Origin of the sequence: Parageobacillus caldoxylosilyticus NBRC 107762 (assembly GCF_000632715.1) — a bacterium.
GTDB classification, from domain to species: domain Bacteria; phylum Bacillota; class Bacilli; order Bacillales; family Anoxybacillaceae; genus Saccharococcus; species Saccharococcus caldoxylosilyticus.
The window spans coordinates 1-17,107 of record NZ_BAWO01000061.1 but is presented as its reverse complement, the minus strand read 5'-3'; the positions used below and the strand labels follow the sequence as shown (position 1 = coordinate 17,107).

General features: G+C 45.6%; 14 protein-coding genes. 11 read left to right on the top strand and 3 right to left on the bottom strand.

All coding sequences use genetic code 11. The features are described from left to right. Window positions 1–66: 66 nt before the first annotated feature. Entirely contained in the window at window positions 67–750 is a 684-nt protein-coding gene (locus GCA01S_RS15800) for a Crp/Fnr family transcriptional regulator (protein ID WP_042411292.1), read from the bottom strand. A 209-nt stretch (window positions 751–959) separates the two neighbouring features. Here GCA01S_RS15800 and argC point away from each other — a divergent pair, with 209 nt between their 5' ends. From argC to clpB, 9 genes are all read left to right on the top strand, one after another. Beyond that, window positions 960–1,997 (top strand): N-acetyl-gamma-glutamyl-phosphate reductase, encoded by a 1,038-nt coding sequence (gene argC, locus GCA01S_RS15795; protein ID WP_017436338.1) that lies wholly within the window; start codon window positions 960–962, stop codon window positions 1,995–1,997. A gap of 16 nt (window positions 1,998–2,013) precedes the next feature. After that, window positions 2,014–3,246, top strand: coding sequence for a bifunctional ornithine acetyltransferase/N-acetylglutamate synthase (gene argJ, locus GCA01S_RS15790; RefSeq protein WP_042411290.1), 1,233 nt, complete (start codon window positions 2,014–2,016; stop codon window positions 3,244–3,246). A gap of 15 nt (window positions 3,247–3,261) precedes the next feature. Next, entirely contained in the window at window positions 3,262–4,035 is a 774-nt protein-coding gene (argB, locus tag GCA01S_RS15785; protein WP_017436336.1) for an acetylglutamate kinase, read from the top strand. Then, window positions 4,035–5,195, top strand: coding sequence for an acetylornithine transaminase (locus GCA01S_RS15780; protein WP_017436335.1), 1,161 nt, complete (start codon window positions 4,035–4,037; stop codon window positions 5,193–5,195). The genes argB and GCA01S_RS15780 overlap by 1 nt, the downstream gene beginning before the upstream one ends. A gap of 79 nt (window positions 5,196–5,274) precedes the next feature. Then, window positions 5,275–6,345, top strand: a complete 1,071-nt coding sequence (locus GCA01S_RS15775; protein ID WP_042411288.1) for a carbamoyl phosphate synthase small subunit — start codon at window positions 5,275–5,277, stop codon at window positions 6,343–6,345. Beyond that, entirely contained in the window at window positions 6,338–9,463 is a 3,126-nt protein-coding gene (locus tag GCA01S_RS15770; protein WP_042411286.1) for a carbamoyl phosphate synthase large subunit, read from the top strand. Before GCA01S_RS15775 ends, GCA01S_RS15770 begins: the two co-directional genes overlap by 8 nt. After that, a complete protein-coding gene (argF, locus tag GCA01S_RS15765) occupies window positions 9,460–10,398 on the top strand; it encodes an ornithine carbamoyltransferase (protein WP_042411282.1) in 939 nt (312 codons plus the stop codon). The genes GCA01S_RS15770 and argF overlap by 4 nt, the downstream gene beginning before the upstream one ends. 117 nt (window positions 10,399–10,515) lie before the next feature. Next, window positions 10,516–10,695: a YjzC family protein gene (locus GCA01S_RS15760; RefSeq protein ID WP_017436331.1), complete on the top strand. Its 180-nt coding sequence runs from the start codon at window positions 10,516–10,518 to the stop codon at window positions 10,693–10,695. 198 nt (window positions 10,696–10,893) lie between these two features. After that, window positions 10,894–13,488 (top strand): ATP-dependent chaperone ClpB, encoded by a 2,595-nt coding sequence (gene clpB / locus GCA01S_RS15755; protein ID WP_042411280.1) that lies wholly within the window; start codon window positions 10,894–10,896, stop codon window positions 13,486–13,488. A gap of 48 nt (window positions 13,489–13,536) precedes the next feature. Here the strand turns inward: clpB and GCA01S_RS15750 are convergent, their stop codons facing one another. Further along, window positions 13,537–13,725 carry a YjzD family protein gene (locus tag GCA01S_RS15750; protein ID WP_017436329.1) on the bottom strand — a complete coding sequence of 63 codons (189 nt, stop codon included), beginning with the start codon at window positions 13,723–13,725 and terminating at the stop codon, window positions 13,537–13,539. A 142-nt stretch (window positions 13,726–13,867) separates the two neighbouring features. On the opposite strand from GCA01S_RS15750, the gene GCA01S_RS15745 reads away from it, so the two are divergent. Both GCA01S_RS15745 and GCA01S_RS15740 read left to right on the top strand, forming a co-directional pair. Continuing rightward, window positions 13,868–14,599 (top strand): alpha/beta hydrolase, encoded by a 732-nt coding sequence (locus GCA01S_RS15745; RefSeq protein ID WP_042411278.1) that lies wholly within the window; start codon window positions 13,868–13,870, stop codon window positions 14,597–14,599. A gap of 444 nt (window positions 14,600–15,043) precedes the next feature. Further along, complete coding sequence (locus tag GCA01S_RS15740) at window positions 15,044–16,576, top strand: multicopper oxidase family protein (RefSeq protein WP_042411275.1); 1,533 nt, start codon at window positions 15,044–15,046, stop codon at window positions 16,574–16,576. 195 nt (window positions 16,577–16,771) lie between these two features. Here GCA01S_RS15740 and GCA01S_RS15735 read toward each other — a convergent pair whose 3' ends face one another. After that, on the bottom strand, window positions 16,772–17,020 hold the full coding sequence (locus GCA01S_RS15735; protein ID WP_017436326.1) for a hypothetical protein: 249 nt from the start codon (window positions 17,018–17,020) through the stop codon (window positions 16,772–16,774). Between the last annotated feature and the right edge of the window lie 87 nt (window positions 17,021–17,107).

The following is a 17,107-nucleotide window of genomic DNA, read 5'->3' as shown; positions in this document are numbered from 1 at the left end:
TGCGCCTGTTGACGCACCTCGTTTTTTAATAGCGTATTGTCGTTGATCAAGCGCCTTTCGGTTTTCTTAATCGATGGTGCATAGTTCCGGCGGGCAGCCTTCGCAAGCGATTTCTTCTCGTAAATAGCGAAGATTTAGCACTTTGATTTTTCCTTTTTTTATGGAAATGACCCCTTTTTTGCGCAATTCGCTTAACAAGCGGTTAACCACCTCGCGCGATGTGCCGCAAAAGTTGGCCAGTTCTTGGTTAGTAAGTTGGATGTTAATGAGAATACCGTCTTCTTTCATAACGCCGTAGCTATTGCACAAGCGGATCAGCGTCGAATATAATGCGCCTTTTTTTCCATGAAGAATAAGATCACGAAATTTCGTCTGCGTTTTGCGAAAATGGTTGCTCATCCATGTCATAAATTCAAGGGCCAGTTTTTGGTTTTCCATGAGCCGCTCTTCCAACACATTGCGCTTGATGACGGAAATGACTCCATCTTCCAATACTTTCGCATTCAACATATATTTTGCATTGTCGCAAAACAACGTCAGTTCCCCAATTAAATCCCCTTTGCTGCAGATGCGCAAAGTCAGTTCTTGTCCGTCTGCGGTTATTTTGCTTACTTGTATTTTTCCCGACTGAATATAGTAAAGCTCCGTTGCCTTTTCTCCTTCTTGAAATAAATAGGTTCCTTTTTGAACAGGAATATCGCGGTAAATCGCCGTCAATAATTCCTGAAGTTCCCCAGAAATGCTTTTCATTATATATAGCCCACCTTTTACATCATTCCAATAGAAGATTCTACAGTAAAAAACAGGGGAGTCAATCATATTTACTGTGAATATATTGAAAAATATTTGAAAATGGGTAAAAAATATTTGGGAAATAATTAAATATACATTTGATTTTATTTTTATACAGTATTATAATGGTTACTACATAAAGTACAATTCGGCTGGGGAGGAGCGCCATGAATATTGCCATTATTGGTGCAACCGGATACAGCGGCGCGGAATTGCTACGGTTTTTACGCAACCATCCTCATGTGCGCCGTTGTTATCTTTATTCATCTTCGCAAGAAGGAATTCATCTTTCGGAAAGTTTCGCGCACGTCGGTGAAATCGAGGATGCGGTTTTGCAAAAAATAGATGTAGAACAAATTGCCAATGAATGCGAGGTCGTCTTTTTCGCCACTCCGCCGGGAGTTTCTAGTACACTCGCGCCCGCGTTCATCGACCAAGGAGTGAAAGTGATTGACTTATCGGGTGATTTTCGCTTAAAAGACGGAGCGGTATACGAAACGTGGTACAAGCGGCAGGCGGCTTCCGATCATTATTTGCAGCAGGCGGTATACGGGCTGACGGAGTGGAATAAGCCAAACATCCAAGAGGCGCGGCTTCTTTCCAACCCGGGATGCTACCCGACGGCGACATTGCTTGGCTTGGCGCCGCTTGTCAAAGAGCAGCTCATCGAAGAAAATTCGATTATCGTCGATGCCAAATCGGGCGTATCGGGAGCGGGACGAAAGGCGTCATTGAACACCCATTTTTCTGAAGTGAACGAAAACGTCAAAATTTATAAAGTAAATTCCCATCAGCATATTCCAGAAATCGAGCAAATGTTGCAAACGTGGAATGAACGCATTCAACCGATTACGTTCAGCACGCATTTAATTCCGATGACAAGAGGAATTATGGCAACGATTTATGCAAAAGCAAAGCAACCTCTGTCGGTAGACATGTTGGTAGATTTATATAAAACCAGTTATAAAGATTCGATATTTGTCCGCATTCGCAAACCTGGGCAATTTCCATCGACGAAAGAAGTATATGGTTCCAATTATTGCGATATCGGCGTTGCATATGATGAACGGACAGGAAGAATTACCGTCGTTTCTGTTATTGACAACCTTGTCAAAGGGGCGGCGGGGCAGGCGATTCAAAATTTCAACGTGATGATGGGTTGGAACGAAGAAAGCGGACTTACGTACATGCCGATTTACCCGTAAGGAAGGAGAGCAAACGATGGCGATTGCAAAACAAGATGGAAAGATTGTTTCCGTTGGCAAAGGCACGGTAGTAACACCAAAAGGATTTAAGGCAGCCGGGGTTCATGCCGGCTTGCGTTATACGAAAAAAGATTTAGGCGTTATTTTATGTGAAGTGCCGGCTTCCTGCGCCGCCGTTTATACGCAGAGCCATTTTCAGGCTGCGCCGCTCAAAGTGACGCAGCAAAGCATCGCGGTGGAGCAAAAGCTGCAGGCGGTGGTTGTCAACAGCGCCTGCGCCAATGCGTGTACGGGTCAACAAGGATTAAAAGATGCTTATGAAATGAGGGAGTTATGCGCGCAGCAATTCGGCATTGCCCCGCATCATGTCGCTGTCGCTTCCACTGGCGTCATCGGGGAATTGCTGCCGATGGAAAAAATCCGCACAGGAATCCAAAAATTGCAGCCAGGAGATTCGCTCGACCATGCAGAGGCGTTTCAAACAGCGATTTTGACGACGGATACGGTGATGAAAAAAGCCTGCTACCAAACGATGATCGACGGGAAAACCGTAACCATCGCCGGAGCGGCAAAAGGATCGGGAATGATCCATCCGAACATGGCGACGATGCTGGCGTTTATCACCACCGATGCCAATATTTCTTCGCCGCTATTGCAAGAAGCGCTTCGTTCGATCACGGATGTGTCGTTCAATCAAATTACGGTGGATGGCGATACGTCCACGAACGATATGGTAATTGTTATGGCAAGCGGGCTTGCCGGAAATAAGGAATTAACTCCGGATCATCCAGACTGGGAAAACTTTTATGAAGCGCTGAAAAAAACATGTGAGGATTTAGCGAAGCAAATCGCCAAAGACGGCGAAGGGGCGACAAAGTTAATTGAAGTGCATGTGAACGGGGCGAAAACGGATGATGATGCGAAAAAAATTGCCAAACAAATCGTGGGTTCTAATTTAGTAAAAACGGCCGTTTATGGTGCTGATGCAAACTGGGGAAGAATTATCGGGGCGATCGGCTACGCAGACGCAATGGTGAATCCGGACAATGTCGATATTGCGATTGGACCGATTGTCATGCTAAAAGGAAGCGAACCGCAGCCGTTTTCCGAGGAAGAAGCGATCGCGTATTTACAAAACGATGTAATTGTTATTGAAGTAGATCTGCATCTAGGCAGCGGTAAAGGAGTTGCCTGGGGATGCGACTTAACGTACGACTACGTGAAAATTAACGCAAGCTATCGCACGTAGCAAGGGGAGAGAAGGATGGGAAAGACGGTTGTCATTAAATGCGGCGGCAGCGTATTAAGCGATTTGTCTTCAGCGTTTTTTACTAGTTTACAAGCGATGTATGCACAAGGCATGAACATCGTTCTCGTTCATGGCGGTGGACCAGAGATCGGGCAGATGTTAAAGCGGCTTCAAGTACACAGTGAATTTGTGAACGGATTGCGCAAAACGACAAAGGAAGTATTGGACGTCGTTGAAATGATTCTGGCGGGAAAAGTGAATAAACAGCTTGTTGCACTCTTGCAGCAGCATGGCTTGCCGGCTGTCGGTATTTCCGGCCTCGATGCCGGGCTGCTCGAAGCGGCGCCAATCGATTTCATGAAGCTTGGTTACGTTGGCGAAGTGGTCGATGTCAACGCCGCTTTTATTCATCAATTGCTGCAGTTGCGTTACATTCCGGTTATTTCGCCGCTCGGCGCGGATAAGAACGGACAAAAATACAATATTAACGCCGATACGGCGGCGGGGGCGGTAGCGAAGGCAATCAAAGCAACGCAGCTTTTGTTCGTGACAGATGTTCCAGGAATATTGCGGGACGGTGCGGTCGTCGAGCGGGCAACGGTCGAGGCGATTGAACAGATGATAAAAGACGGTGTGATTACAGGCGGGATGATTCCAAAAGTAAAAGCAGCGCTGGCCGCGCTATCGGAATCGCTGCATGAAGTGATGATTGTCAGCGGAAAAACGTCATTTTATCAAAACGGAAATTGGTACGGAACAACGATTCAAAGCGAAGTGGGGGTATATTAATGGGAACGCTATTTCCGACATATAACCGTTGGAACATTTGTGTGCAATCGGCCGAAGGAGCGACGATTACCGATATAAATGGGAAGCAATATTTAGATTTTGTTTCTGGAATTGCGGTTTGCAACCTCGGTCATCGCCATCCGGCCGTGCAAAAAGCGATCGAAGCGCAACTAAATCAATTTTGGCATGTATCCAATTTATTTACGATTCCGCTGCAAGAAGAAGTGGCGCAGCTTCTTACGGCAAACAGCTGCGGCGACTACGTATTTTTCTGCAATAGCGGCGCGGAAGCGAATGAAGCGGCGCTGAAGCTGGCGCGCAAACACACGGGACGCCATAAAGTTATCACCTTTCAGCAGTCGTTTCACGGACGGACGTTCGCCACGATGGCGGCGACCGGTCAGGAAAAAGTGCATAAAGGATTCGGTCCGCTTTTGCCGGAATTTGTTCATCTGCCGTTTAACGATGTAGAGGCGCTCGAAAAAGAAATGAACGAAGAGGTCGCCGCGGTTCTAGTGGAAATTGTGCAAGGAGAAGGCGGCGTCAGACCGGCGGAGCCATTGTTTCTCCAAAAAGCGGCTGAACTTTGCCAGCAATACGGTGCCCTGTTCATTGTCGATGAAGTGCAAACCGGCATCGGCCGTACCGGCAAACCGTTTGCCTATCAATATTTTAATATTGAACCGGATATTATTACCACCGCGAAAGGGTTGGGCAGCGGCATTCCAGTCGGCGCGATGATCGGCAAAGCGTTTTTGAAAGATACGTTCAGTGCCGGGGTGCACGGTTCGACGTTTGGCGGCAATCCGATTGCAATGGCAGCCGCGAAAGCAACTTTAGAAATTATTTTCCAGCCCGATTTTTTACAAGATGTCCAAGAAAAAGGAACGTACTTTTTAGCGAAGCTTCAAGAAGCACTCGAGGAATTGGAGTTCGTGAAAGAAGTACGTGGGCTTGGTTTATTAGTTGGCATTGAATGCCACGGGGATATTGCGAATTTGCTTCCAGCCATTCATGAAAAAGGACTGCTTGTCCTGTCAGCGGGACCAAATGTCGTCCGCTTGCTGCCGCCGTTGATCGTGACAAAGGAACAATTGGATCAAGCAGTACAGATCGTGAAACAAACAATACAAAAAGCAGGAGTCGCAGCGGCGAAATGATCGTCGGCTGCATCTTTATCCTTATGGGTGAATAAAAATTCTATCATATAAATAAAAACTCAATCATGAGGTGTCATGAATGAAAGCATATTTGCATTTAGCGAACGGAAAGACGTTCACAGGACAATTGGCATCGCCGCTTCCCAATGGGGAGGTAAGCGGGGAGATCGTCTTTTTCACCGGCATGACCGGCTATCAAGAAGTATTGACAGACCCTTCTTATAAAAATCAAATTATTGTGTTTACGTACCCGCTCATCGGAAATTACGGAATTAATGCCGATGATTTTGAAAGCAAGCGTCCGCATGTGCAGGCGGTCGTAGTCTATGAGGCGAGCAGCCATGGATATCATTACGAAGCGAAGTATAGCTTGAAAGAATATTTGCAGCAATGGAACATCCCGTTATTAACCCATGTCGATACGCGTGCATTAGTGAAAGAAATCCGCAATGAAGGAACGATGATGGCGAAGCTGACCGTATCGCCATCATGTACGCTCGCCGCGTTGGATGACCATTTATCTCCAGTTCGCGATGTGTCGACGCCGCAAATCGAAACGTACGGAGACGGCCAGCCTCATCTCGTGCTAATTGATTTCGGCTACAAAAAATCGATTTTGCAGTCTCTCATCGCACGCGGATGCAAAGTGACGGTCGTTCCATATCATAGTTCGCCGCAAACGGTCGAATCGCTAAAACCGGATGGCATCGTTTTATCCAACGGCCCGGGCGACCCGAAACAGCTTTCCCCGCATTTAGCCGGCATCCGGCAACTCATCGACCGTTATCCGACGTTGGCGATTTGTCTCGGCCACCAGCTAGTGGCGCTTTCCTACGGCGGGGACACGGAAAAGCTCCGTTTCGGACATCGGGGCGCCAATCAGCCTGTCTTTGATGCGGTGAAACAAAAAGTGTTTATGACCTCGCAAAACCATAGTTATGTTGTCAAAAAAGACAGTTTGGCAAACACTCCGTTTCATATCCGCTTTACCAATGTCAATGACGGTTCTGTTGAAGGCATGGTGCACCGCCATAAACCGATTTTATCGGTGCAATACCATCCGGAAGCGCACCCAGGTCCTGGGGATACGGATCATATTTTTGACGAGTTTCTACAAACAGTGGTAAAGGGAGAGAAAGTCTATGCCTAAAGATACATCACTGCAGTCGATTCTTATCATCGGATCCGGCCCGATTGTCATTGGCCAGGCCGCGGAGTTTGATTATTCCGGCACGCAAGCATGCATTGCCTTAAAAGAAGAAGGATACCGGGTTATTTTAGTGAATAATAATCCGGCGACGATTATGACCGATGATGTTCATGCGGATGCTGTTTACTTTGAGCCGCTGACAGTAGACAGCGTCGAGGCGGTGATCGCCAAAGAACGGCCTGATGGGCTGCTTGCGACGTTCGGCGGACAGACAGGATTAAACTTAGCGTTTCAGCTTCATGAAGCGGGAATTTTGGAAAAATACGGGGTGAAACTGCTCGGAACGCCGATTGAAGCAATTAAAAGAGGGGAAGACCGCGAAGCGTTTCGCGCCTTGATGTATGAATTAGGCGAACCTGTTCCGGAAAGCGAAATTATTACCAATATCGATGAAGCGGTCGCATTTGCCGAAAAAATCGGATTTCCGATCATTATTCGTCCTGCATACACGCTAGGTGGAACCGGCGGCGGCATTGCCGAAAATATGGAGCAATTTGTGGCGCTCGTGGAAAAAGGACTAGCCGAAAGTCCGATTACGCAATGCTTGATTGAACGGAGCGTTGCCGGGTTTAAAGAAATTGAATATGAAGTGATGCGCGATCATACTGATACGTGCATTACCGTCTGCAATATGGAAAATGTCGATCCTGTCGGCATCCATACGGGCGATTCCATCGTCGTCGCCCCGTCGCAGACGCTGACAGACGAAGAATATCAAATGCTTCGATCCTCGGCGATTAAAATTATTTCTGCACTTGGCATTATTGGCGGCTGCAACATTCAATTTGCCCTCGATCCGTTCAGCAAGCGCTATTATTTGATTGAAGTTAATCCGCGCGTCAGCCGTTCCTCGGCGCTTGCTTCCAAGGCGACCGGATATCCGATCGCCCGCATTGCTGCAAAATTGGCCGTTGGCTATACGTTGGCGGAATTGTTGAACCCGGTGACGAAAACGACGTACGCCAGCTTTGAACCAGCGCTCGATTACGTCGTCGTAAAATTTCCGCGCCTGCCGTTTGACAAATTTCCGCTTGCTGACCGCCAGCTCGGCACGCAAATGAAGGCGACGGGAGAAGTGATGGCGATCGACCGCAATATGGAACGTGCGTTTCAAAAAGCGGTTTATTCACTAGAAGGCAAAAATAACGGCCTGTATTTGCCGGAGCTTGCCGAAAAAACAGAAGCCGAACTGAAGCAGCTGCTTGTAAACAGGGATGACCGCCGTTTCTTTGCTATTCTTGAGCTGTTCCGGCGCGGGGAAACGATCGATACTGTTTATGCGCTGACGAAAATCGACCGTTTCTTTTTGCATTCGTTTTATCAGCTCATCGAATTGGAAAAGAAAGCGAAAGAGACAAATCTGGACGAAATTGACGAAGCGACGTTCCGCTTTTTAAAGGAAAAAGGATTTACGGATGCATTTTTGGCGGAAGCGTGGGGCGTGAAGGAGCAAGACGTGAGGGAAAAGCGAAAACAGCTCGGCATCCTTCCGGCCTATAAAATGGTTGATACGTGTGCCGCCGAATTTCATTCGGAAACGGATTATTATTATTCCACTTATTTCGGCGAGGACGAACGGAAAAAAACCGATAAGGAAAAGGTGCTGATTATTGGCGCCGGACCGATTCGTATCGGCCAGGGAATCGAGTTTGACTACAGTTCTGTCCATAGCGTCTATGCTCTTCAAGAAGAAGGATATGAAACAGTGCTAATGAACAACAATCCGGAAACGGTCAGTACCGATTTTGCCGTGGCGGACCGGCTTTATTTTGAACCGCTGACGCTGGAAGACGTGTTAAACGTCATTGAAGCGGAACAAATCAATAAAGTGATCGTTCAATTTGGCGGACAGACGGCCATTAATTTAGTGAAAGGTCTGGAGGAAGCAAATGTCCCGCTTCTTGGCGTTACGTACGATATCATTGACCGGTTGGAAGATCGCGACCGTTTTTATCAGCTGTTAGAAGAACTCGACATTCCGCACGTGCCGGGAATGATGGCCAATAACGAAACAGAGCTGCTTGCCAATGCTGAAAAAATCGGCTATCCAATATTGCTTCGTCCTTCCTATGTGATTGGCGGCAGAGGAATGTTTATTGTCAAAGACGAACAGCAGTTGGCAACGCTGTTAGCGCAAGGCATGATTGCGTATCCGTTGCTGATTGATGCATATTTAGACGGAACAGAAGCGGAAGTCGATGTCGTGACCGATGGAAACGATATTTTGCTGCCGACGATTATTGAACATGTCGAAAAAGCAGGGGTGCATTCCGGAGACAGCTATGCATGGCTGCCGGCCCAAACGCTGACAAAAGAAGAGCAAAACAATATTATTACTTATGCGGCAAAAATCGCGAAAAAGCTGCAATTTAAAGGAATTATGAACATCCAATATGTCATTGCCAACGGGCAAGTCTATGTTCTCGAAGTCAATCCGCGCGCAAGCCGAACCGTGCCGATTGTCAGCAAGACAACGGGAATTCCGCTTGCGCAAATTGCGACAAAATTATTGCTTGGGAAATGCTTGCACGAAGTCGTTGATGAAAAACAGTGGCATTTGGCGAACTTGCCATACTTTGTTCTAAAATATCCCGTCTTTTCGACATATAAGCTGACGGGCGTCGACCCGCTTGTCGGTCCGGAAATGAAATCGACCGGTGAAGGAATCAGCATTGCAGCAACAAAAGAGGAAGCAGCGGCGAAAGCTTTTTATCCGTATTTAGCGAAAAAGCGTGAGGCGCGGGAAATTTATGTAAATGGAGAAATAGCCGAACCATTGCTTGAGCAAATAAAAGAAAAACAATTAATCATTGTTTCTGACATGCCGTTTTCCGAATGGGTGAAACGAAAAGAAGCGCTGGCGTTTTTTGATTTGCAAAAAGATGAAACAAGTTTTGAATATCGAACCATTGCGTTGTCCCGCCAAATCAAGGTGTTTACCGAAAACGAGACGTTTGCGCTCTTTTTGCAGGCGATCGGCATAAATCCGTTTCCGGTTTCATCGGTTCAAGAGTGGCTTGAAAAGAAAAAACAAATGGAGAAAGCGGTGATCGTATGAACACAGTCGTTTCCCTAAAAGGAAAAGATTTTTTAACATTGATGGATATTTCGGCAGAAGACATTCATGATTTACTGGCGCTTGCTGCGCAGTTAAAAGAAAAGCAGCTTGCCGGACAATCTTATACTCCGCTTACCGGAAAAACGTTGGCGATGATTTTTGAAAAGCCATCTACGCGCACGAGAGTATCGTTTGAAGTCGGCATGATTCAGCTCGGTGGAAGCGCGCTTTATTTAAACAGCAATGATTTGCAGCTCGGACGCGGCGAAACGATTGCCGATACCGCACGAGTGCTGTCACAATATGTGGATGCGATTATGATTCGTACGTTTGCGCATAGCAAAGTGGAGGAGCTTGCTCAATATGCGACGATTCCGGTGATTAATGGATTGACAGACGATGATCATCCGTGCCAGGCGCTTGCCGACTTATTGACGATTTATGAAGTAAAGAAGGAGTTAAAAGGGTTGAAACTTGCTTATGTCGGCGACGGAAACAATGTCGCTCATGCGCTGATGATTGCCGCTGCCAAGGTCGGCATGGACTGCACCATTGCTTGTCCGTCTGGCTATGAACCGAAAGAAACTTATGTAAATGCAGCCGTGCAAATTGGGAAACAAAGCGGAGCTGCCATCGCGGTGACACACGACCCAATCGAAGCCGTCGCCGATGCCGACGTTATTTATACGGATGTATGGACGAGCATGGGACAGGAGCAGGAAAGCGAGCAGCGTCTTGCTGCATTCCAGGAGTTTCAGGTCAATGATAAATTAGTGAAACATGCGAAACCGGATTATATGTTTTTGCATTGCCTGCCGGCCCATCGCGGTGAAGAAGTGACTGCGGATGTGATTGATGGACCGAATTCATACGTATTTCAGCAGGCAGGCAATCGCCTCCACGTGCAAAAAGCGATTTTAGTTTCTTTGTTATAAGGAAGTAGCACCGGGAATATGCCCGGTGTTTTTTATGCCACCATTATTTGCTTGGTTATGAACAAACATGGAGGAGGGAATGATAAAAATGTACTCTGAATAAGGGGGAATACGACAATGGGCCAACAACGCCATTTTCAACCAGGAGATAAAGCGCCGAACAACGGAGTATACATCGAAATTGGCGAGACAGGAGATAATGTCAAGAACCCGAAAAAAATCAAGCTCAAAGCAGGAGATACGTTTCCGGAAACATCGAATCATAATCGTCATTGGACGTATATGCGCAAACCGTAACGACAATAAGCCGAGAAAAATCGGCGTCGCTATTAGTTGCTAAACGTTAAAGGGATAAAAAAGAACGTTTTCGTGATGGATTTTTACCCTCCATAAAGCCATTCCGGTCAAGGAGTGGCTTTCTATTTGAAATAACAAGCAAGCATCCGCTATAATATACATAAAGGTCAAAGAAGGTCAAAAAGGAGGGAAGTCAGTGTGGATATTCAAAAATTTACCGAAAAAGTGCAAGAGGCTTTGATGACGGCCCAGTCGACTGCTGTGAAACATCACCATCAGCAGCTCGATGTCGAACATTTGCTGCTGGCCTTATTGCAGCAAGAAGAAGGACTTGCCAAAAGAATATTCACACTGTTGCGTGTTAATATAGATGCATTCATTCATGAACTGCAAGTGTTGTTAAAGAAAAAGCCGGAAGTGCTAGGAGCGGGGGCAGAAAACGTTTATTTGTCTTCACGGCTGCAGAAGGTCTTGACGAATGCAGAAAAAGAAGCGAAAACGATGCAAGATGAATATATTTCCGTAGAGCATTTGCTGCTTGCAATGGCATCAGAAACGGATGATATCGGTGAGCTTTTTCGCCGCTACGGCATTCATCGTTCTTCATTATGGAAAGTATTGGTGGAAATAAGGGGGAATCAGCGCGTGACAAGTCCGACGCCAGAAGCTACATACGAAGCGTTAAAAAAATATGGACGCGATTTAGTCGCGGAAGTGAAAGCGGGAAAAATCGATCCGGTGATCGGCCGCGACAGCGAAATTCGCCGCGTTATTCGCATTTTATCGCGGAAAACCAAAAACAATCCGGTATTAATCGGTGAACCGGGGGTCGGAAAAACGGCAATTGTCGAAGGCTTAGCGCAGCGCATTGTCCGCAAAGACGTTCCCGAAGGATTAAAGGACAAAACGATTTTTGCGTTAGATATGAGCTCACTTGTCGCGGGCGCAAAATTCCGCGGCGAATTTGAAGAGCGTTTAAAAGCGGTGTTAAACGAAATAAAGAAAAGTGAAGGTCGGATTATTTTATTTATCGATGAATTGCATACGATTGTCGGCGCCGGCAGGGCGGAAGGCGCAATGGATGCCGGCAATATGCTGAAACCGATGCTGGCGCGCGGGGAGCTGCACTGCATCGGTGCGACGACACTGGATGAATACCGGCAATATATCGAAAAAGATCCGGCGCTCGAACGCCGCTTCCAGCAAGTGCTTGTCGAAGAACCGAGCGTGGAAGATACGATTTCGATTTTGCGCGGCTTAAAAGAGCGGTTTGAGGTCCATCATGGCGTAAAAATTCATGACCGTGCTCTCGTTGCCGCCGCGACATTGGCAGACCGCTACATTTCTGACCGCTTTTTGCCGGATAAAGCGATTGACTTAGTTGATGAGGCGTGCGCGACGATTCGTACGGAAATGGACTCGATGCCGTCGGAGTTGGATGAAGTGATGCGCCGCGTTATGCAGCTGGAAATCGAAGAAGCGGCGCTGCGAAAAGAAACGGATGAGGCGAGCAAAGAACGCCTTGAAGCGCTCACAAAGGAACTTGCGGATTTACGGGAAAAGGCAAACAGCATGAAAGCGCAATGGCAGCAGGAAAAAGCAGCAATTGGGCGTGTGCGCGATGTGCGCGAGGCGCTGGAAAAAGCAAAGCGTGAGTTAGAAGAAGCAGAAAATGAATATGATTTGAACAAAGCAGCGGAACTCCGCCACGGCCGCATTCCGCAGCTTGAGAAACAATTAAAGCAGCTAGAACAAGAAATGAACGAAAATAATGAGGGAAGGCTGCTTCGCGAGGAAGTAACAGAAGAGGAAATCGCCGAAATCGTTTCGCGCTGGACGGGAATTCCGTTGACAAGGCTTGTCGAAGGAGAACGGGAAAAGCTGCTGCGCTTGCATGAACTGTTGCATGAACGGGTCATCGGACAGGACGAAGCGGTGGAACTAGTGGCTGATGCGGTGCTGCGGGCGCGTGCCGGCATTAAAGATCCAAACCGTCCGATCGGTTCGTTTATCTTTTTAGGACCGACCGGCGTCGGAAAGACAGAATTGGCGAAAACGTTGGCACAAGCATTATTTGACAGCGAAGAACAAATGATTCGCATCGATATGTCCGAGTATATGGAAAAACATGCCGTTTCCCGCTTAATCGGCGCTCCTCCAGGCTATGTCGGCTATGAAGAAGGCGGGCAGCTGACCGAAGCGGTGCGGCGCAAACCGTATTCCGTCATCTTATTAGACGAAATCGAAAAAGCGCATCCAGAAGTGTTCAATATTTTGCTGCAAATGCTCGATGACGGGCGGATTACTGATTCGCAAGGGCGCACCGTTGATTTTAAAAACACGGTTGTGATTATGACGTCCAATATCGGCTCCCACCTGCTGCTAGAAGGGGTGACGGAAGGCGGGGAAATTAAAGAAGAAACGCGCGAACAAGTCTTGCAGCAGCTGCGTGCCCATTTCCGTCCGGAATTTTTAAACCGCATCGATGATATTGTTTTGTTTAAGCCGCTGACGATGAATGAAATAAAAGGAATTGTCTCGAAATTTGCCAACGAATTATCCAAACGGCTCAGCGACCGCCATATTTCGCTTTCTTTGACAGATAAGGCAAAAGAATATATCGCTGAATCTGGATTTGACCCGGTTTACGGAGCGCGGCCGTTGAAACGGTTTATGCAAAAGCAAATTGAAACCCCGCTGGCGAAAGAAATCATTGCTGGACGGGTGAAAGATTACAGTACGGTAGTGGTCGATTATGAAAACGGGCAAATTGTGATAAAAACGCAATCATAACAAAAGGCTGTCCACGATTTGGACAGCCTTTTGTTATGATGCAAGTGATTAATGATGGTGATGTTCTACCGGCTCATCCGGAATCAGACTGGCGACAATAAAGATGAGAACGGTCACAATGACGCCCAGTAAGGCTCCGGTAGAAAAATTATAGGTGATTCCTTGCATGGATCCCATTACATAGGTAGCCATCTGCACTAACAGAAACGTCCAGAAAAACGTCCAAAACAGCCGCATCTTCTTATTCCTCCCATCATTTCAAATTCCTTTTCTTATCTTACCACAACTTGCTCATTAGGCATATACCCATACGTTTTATTATGCGCCGCATATGGTATACTGTACAATTATGCATCGTAAAACAAGGGTGAATATCCATATGACGGTTCAACAACGGTTTTTTCAGCTCGATGACCAATGGTGCATTATTCATCTGCCGGAACGCCCAAATGGATTTGCTCTCTTTATTATTGGTGATACGAACCATTTTGTAAACGAGCATACAAGTTTTTGGATCGAGCATAAAGGTCGCCGCAATCTTCTTGATCAGATGCTCGAATATGGTTACACAGTATTTTACTCTCATCTGTATGGCCGGCATTGGGGAAGCTCCAAAGCGGTACGTCTAGCGAAGCAGCTGATTTACTACGTATTGAAAAGTGAAATTTTAAACAATCGCATTTACATTCTTGCCGAAGGAATGGGAGCGCTCGTTGCTTTGCAGCTTCTTGAAGCGATGCCGAAACAAATCCGTGCGGTTGTGATGTTAACCCCTTGTCTCGATTTGCGCGCCCAGCTCGAATATGAAAAGGAAAATCAATTTTTTTATAAGCGCATGGTAAAGGAGATTGCGCTTGCCTATGACATAGAAGAAGCAAACGTCGAAAAAGCAGTTCCTTCGCTGCTTCTCATCCCACACCAAGTTCCGGTTAAAATATGGCAATTATCAGGAGTGACCCATTATCCATCGTCGCTTCATTGCCGCAAGTATGAGCAATGGATGAAAGCGATGAACGATCGTGTTCTTGTTGTTTATTACTTACCGGAAAAGAACTACCAATTGGCACAGGAAATTATTAAATTTTTCAGGAAATATAACGAGCTCCCGTAAATTCCTCTATCTTCTCTAGACACGATAGAGGAATTATTTTGGTGGATAAAAAACAAAAAGCGCTTGCAGGCGTAACGGATACGGATTAGGGGTACAAAATATAAATTAGCATAACTATTCGTTTGGTAAATGGTTATGTAATTAGCGGCAAAAAACATTATCATTCGCAGCAAAAAGGCATTGTTAGGAAAAACAATGCCTTTTTGCTTTAATCTTATGTTATGTTGAACTAATGCGCCTGTTCGTTGAACAAGCGCCTATTCCAATGGTACGCACTATGTGTACAGCGCCCGACTTCTCTTTTGTTTTCTTTGATTTTCTCGCGCAATCGCACTGTTTGTCAACCGCAAAAACCATTTCCATTTGTCATACAGGGCTTGTAATATTGATAACCTTTAGAAAAGAAGGTCATTATCATCATCAGGGTAATAAAGGAGTGGAAATATGATTCTCTCTAAATTTGTAGATGAACTCCCCATTCCCCCTATTTTAAATCCTCGATGGAAAGATCAGTTTTATACTTATTATGAAGTGAATATGACGGAATTTAAGCAATCACTCCATAGCGAGTTAAATGATACAACTGTATGGGGCTATGAAGGCAGCTATCCAGGACCTACAATTGAAGTAGAGAGCGGAGAAAAAGTGTTTATTAAATGGATCAACAATCTTCCAGATAAGCATCTTTTGCCAGTAGACTATACGGTGCATGGTGCCCATGTGGATGTACCGGAAGTACGAACGGTGGTACACGTACATGGCGCTAGTGTTGAATGGGAAAGCGATGGCTACCCGGATGCTTGGTTTACAAAGGGATTCAAACAAGTCGGTCCATATTTTAGAAAGCAAATATATCGATATGATAATTACGATCGAGCTTGCACCCTCTGGTATCATGACCATGCGATTGGTATCACGAGGCTCAATGTGTATGCTGGATTGGCGGGTTTCTATATTATCAGAGATCATCGGGAACGTTTATTGAATTTGCCAAGTGGGAAATATGATATCCCTCTTATGATACAGGACAAGACTTTTAATAAAGATGGTTCTCTTTATTATCCGAAACAACCAGAAAAACCAATCCCGGAATTAGAAACGTCGATAGTTCCTGAATTTATTGGGGATACCATCTTGGTGAACGGAAAAGTATGGCCGTATCTAAAAGTGGAACCCCGTAAATATCGATTCAGGCTGCTAAATGCCTCTAATACCCGTTTTTATAGGCTAAAGCTTGATTCGGGACAACTTTTTTATCAAATCGGGACGGATGGAGGATTGATGGAATACCCGATAGGAGTCAAAGAAATCACGTTGGCACCTGCGGAACGGGCAGATGTAATCATTGATTTTACCAATCTTGAGGGAAAGAATATCATCATGACAAATGATGCCCCCGCTCCTTTTCCAACCGGAGATCCGCCAGATGAAAATACAAGTACTGTGATGCAGTTTAGAGTGACTCTTCCTCTTTCAAATATTGATACGAGTGTTATACCGTCTTATATGGGGCCTCTTCCAAAAATAAAAGAACAGTTAGCTTCAAAGATACGATACCTAACATTAAACGATAATGTGGATAAGTACGGTCGTAAACTCATGCTATTGGATAATAAACGGTGGGATGACCCTATAACAGAAAATCCCAAATTGGGATCAACCGAAATATGGTATCTAATTAACTTAACTGAGGATACACACCCTATTCATCTTCACTTAATTAATTTTCAAATATTAGACCGGAGAGATTTCGATGTAGAAAAGTATAAAAAGGAGAGAATTATCCATTATACGGGTCCGGCGATTCCTCCCGAACCACAAGAGCGGGGATGGAAGGATACAGTAAGAGCTAATCCTAACCAGGTAACTCGAATTATCATGAAGTTTGGTCCTTATACAGGGTTGTATGTATGGCACTGTCATATCTTGGAGCACGAGGATTATGAGATGATGAGACCGTATATTGTTATCCGATGATCATGTTGACACATCCATTTTATCGGTGACAATAATTATTATTATTCTGTTAATTGGTATGCTAATTTAGTTGCGATTTTATAATAAAACAATAAAAATAAAAAGACCAATTCCTATGCGAATTGGTCTTAAAATTAGATTGTTAAATATCTTTTTGTACTTCAAACCCGAACACGTTATTGCAGGCGGCGCTTTTTATTTTTTGAGCATGTCGACAAAGGAAGTGATTTTTTTCATTAACGGCTTTAATTGATCAAACGAGGCGACGAGTGTATCAATATTTTGGAGAAGCTGCATAAAATCAAGGCCTTGCTGTGAAGGGGCCTCATTTTGTATAGATGCTCCATCGTTTGACTGGCGAGACGGAGGAAAGGGACCAAACATTAAGCGGGAAAAACGGTCTAGCGGTCTGTCCTGCTGCTTTTGCTCTTCGTGATCAGCCATCGCACTGCCCTCCCTTTTCGTTTTCCTTATTAGCACTGTATGGCGAAGGAAGCGAAAGTGACTAGACAAATCACATGTTTTTATTGT

Excerpts from the sequence above, each read along its gene's own strand:
- GCA01S_RS15800 (WP_042411292.1), bottom strand. The coding sequence starts at position 750 with ATGAAAAGCATTTCTGGGGAACTTCAGGAATTATTGACGGCGATTTAC.
- argC (WP_017436338.1), top strand. The coding sequence starts at position 960 with ATGAATATTGCCATTATTGGTGCAACCGGATACAGCGGCGCGGAATTG.
- argJ (WP_042411290.1), top strand. The coding sequence starts at position 2,014 with ATGGCGATTGCAAAACAAGATGGAAAGATTGTTTCCGTTGGCAAAGGC.
- argB (WP_017436336.1), top strand. The coding sequence starts at position 3,262 with ATGGGAAAGACGGTTGTCATTAAATGCGGCGGCAGCGTATTAAGCGAT.
- GCA01S_RS15780 (WP_017436335.1), top strand. The coding sequence starts at position 4,035 with ATGGGAACGCTATTTCCGACATATAACCGTTGGAACATTTGTGTGCAA.
- GCA01S_RS15775 (WP_042411288.1), top strand. The coding sequence starts at position 5,275 with ATGAAAGCATATTTGCATTTAGCGAACGGAAAGACGTTCACAGGACAA.
- GCA01S_RS15770 (WP_042411286.1), top strand. The coding sequence starts at position 6,338 with ATGCCTAAAGATACATCACTGCAGTCGATTCTTATCATCGGATCCGGC.
- argF (WP_042411282.1), top strand. The coding sequence starts at position 9,460 with ATGAACACAGTCGTTTCCCTAAAAGGAAAAGATTTTTTAACATTGATG.
- GCA01S_RS15760 (WP_017436331.1), top strand. The coding sequence starts at position 10,516 with ATGGGCCAACAACGCCATTTTCAACCAGGAGATAAAGCGCCGAACAAC.
- GCA01S_RS15750 (WP_017436329.1), bottom strand. The coding sequence starts at position 13,725 with ATGCGGCTGTTTTGGACGTTTTTCTGGACGTTTCTGTTAGTGCAGATG.
- GCA01S_RS15745 (WP_042411278.1), top strand. The coding sequence starts at position 13,868 with ATGACGGTTCAACAACGGTTTTTTCAGCTCGATGACCAATGGTGCATT.
- GCA01S_RS15740 (WP_042411275.1), top strand. The coding sequence starts at position 15,044 with ATGATTCTCTCTAAATTTGTAGATGAACTCCCCATTCCCCCTATTTTA.
- GCA01S_RS15735 (WP_017436326.1), bottom strand. The coding sequence starts at position 17,020 with ATGGCTGATCACGAAGAGCAAAAGCAGCAGGACAGACCGCTAGACCGT.